Source organism: Chrysiogenia bacterium, from assembly GCA_020434085.1.
Taxonomy (GTDB): Bacteria; JAGRBM01; JAGRBM01; order JAGRBM01; family JAGRBM01; genus JAGRBM01.
Genome location: JAGRBM010000095.1, coordinates 1 through 2,105, shown reverse-complemented (window position 1 = coordinate 2,105; position 2,105 = coordinate 1). Strand labels below are relative to the sequence as shown.

The 2,105-nt window shown below is 62.0% G+C and carries 2 protein-coding genes; both read right to left on the bottom strand.

Features of this window, described 5'->3' with window-relative positions; genetic code table 11:
• Positions 1–4: 4 nt before the first annotated feature.
• The gene (locus KDH09_03300) at positions 5–1,435 is read right to left on the bottom strand and encodes a carboxylesterase/lipase family protein (GenBank protein ID MCB0218696.1); all 1,431 of its coding nucleotides are present in this window, start codon (positions 1,433–1,435) and stop codon (positions 5–7) included.
• A gap of 68 nt (positions 1,436–1,503) precedes the next feature.
• The coding region (locus tag KDH09_03295; protein MCB0218695.1) for a hypothetical protein at positions 1,504–2,105 on the bottom strand (602 nt) is incomplete at its 5' end.

The window sequence follows — 2,105 nt, the reverse complement described above, 5'->3', positions numbered from 1 at the left end:
TTTCTTAGGCGGGCCATTCGGGCAGGTCTTCATGGCAGGGGTTGCCGCTTCGTGCGAAGTTCGCCCACGCGTGCTCCATCCGCTCGGCCAGCGTCTCAACGGCCTGGCCCGATCCGGCGAAGCTGCGGGCAAAGGGGGTGTGGATGCTGCCGAAGGCGAAAGGAATGTCGAGTGCGTGGCAGGCGCCAAGCTCACCATTGAACATGGGCGAATCCCAAGTGAAGAGATAGGTGAAGGTCCCTGGCTGGTGGGCGTGCTGGGCCTCGAGCAACCGAATTGCCGGAAGCCGGAACACCCGGTCGCTCTCGATGGCATTGAACAGGTCCACGGGCTTGTTGCGCTGGCTGCGTGCCTCACGGGCCTTGAGATAGGCCGGAACGATCCGCTCGCCGTGGCCGCGCGTGCGTTTGTTGCAGACCTTGAGAAGCCCTTCTTCGTTGAGCGTTATTTTGCCGCGGTCGGTGAACTGGATGAACATCTGCCACTCATCCTCGTTCGTGCCGGCCAGGATCTCCACGTCCTTGGCGGCGCCCGCCGCGATGGCGTGCAGCGGATCCTCTGGCAAAACATCGCCGTCGATGACAGGGATGAGCGACATGCCGAAGGTCGGCATCCGGTGATTGCGCTCATGCAGGTTGAGCGGCACCTTCTGGGCGGCAAGCTGGCCCTGCAGAATTTCGGCAGGCGAGAGTTCCAGCAGTCGCGCCGGATCGGACTCGCTTACTGCGCAATCCTTGCAGAAAGCCCGAGCGACTTCGATGGCATCTGCCATTTCGGCGGTGTGGTGTGCGGCGCCGCTCTGTAGAATGGCGCGGCGGAAGAGCCCCTTCGCGCGCGGCGTGCCCAGCAGGGCGCCGATGCTCATGGCGCCCGCGGACTCGCCGAAGACCGTCACGTTCTCGGGATCGCCGCCGAAGGCCTCGATGTTGTCGCGTACCCATTCGAGCGCGGCGATCTGGTCGAGCAGGCCCCGGTTGGCGTCGGTCTCAAAACCGTTTCCGGCGAATTCATTGAGGTAGAGGTAGCCCAGCGCGCCAAGCCGGTAGTTGATCGTCACCACCACGAGGTCGTGGCGCGAAGCGAGGTTGGAGCCGTCGTAAATCAGCTCTGCTCCCGAACCGGCGGAAAAACTCCCGCCATGCACCCAGACCATGACGGGACGTTTTTTGCCATCGAGCCCCGGGCTCCAGACGTTGAGGTAGAGGCAGTCCTCGTCCTGACGCGCGACCTGAATGATGGGCGAGCTGTGCTGTGGCGCGGAGGGGCCGAATTCTTTGGCCGGACGAATTCCGCTCCAAGGGGCTAGTGGCTGGGGCGCGCGAAAGCGCAGCGGGCCCACCGGCGGCTGCGCAAAGGGAATTCCCCGGAATATGCAGAGCGCGCCCTCTTCGCTGCCTTCGAGTTTGCCGAGTGTTGTGGTGAGAATTGCCGACACGTTCTGACTCCCGCACGCCGCTTTCGGGCGTGCCGGGCAAGCCTATCATGGCAGCAAGAAATTGTGACCTAGTTGAGCGCTTCCTTGAACAGGCGACTCTTTACCGTGGGAGCGGTGTGCATGGTCTTGTAAAGACCGTTGCCACCGCCTTCTGGAAAGCCCGTGAGGAAGGCTTCCTGTGCGGAGAAGGAATACCACTGGGCCTTGAGGTCTTCCCAGTTGGTCAGCTCGAAGCCGATCATGGGCAAGCTTCCTACCTTGTCCTCGGGCGGACTCTCGTAACGTGCATCGTCTATGAGATAGGCGCGGCCGGATAGTTTGAGCCTGCGGTCATAATGGATGCCGATCAGTAGCGTCAGTCCCCGTCCGGTCAGTAGGCTCCAGGGCTGATCTCCAAATTCCATGCTCCGTTCGATTTCGAGCATCCGGCCATCGATGATGGCGCCTTGTGGCAGCGCCGCCGTGGAAAGTTGCACCCCGGTCAGATTGATGAAGTCCTGGAAGAAGGTGACATCGAGCGAAGAGGTAAACATGGCGGCGGGCCCTGGCATCTTGAAATGCACGACCGCGTCCCAATAGCGCTCGTAATGGGTGAAGATCACGAAGGCTTCGATGGTCAGGCCCGGCACCGGTGTCACGCGCAGGCTCAAGTCACGAATGACGCGAATGG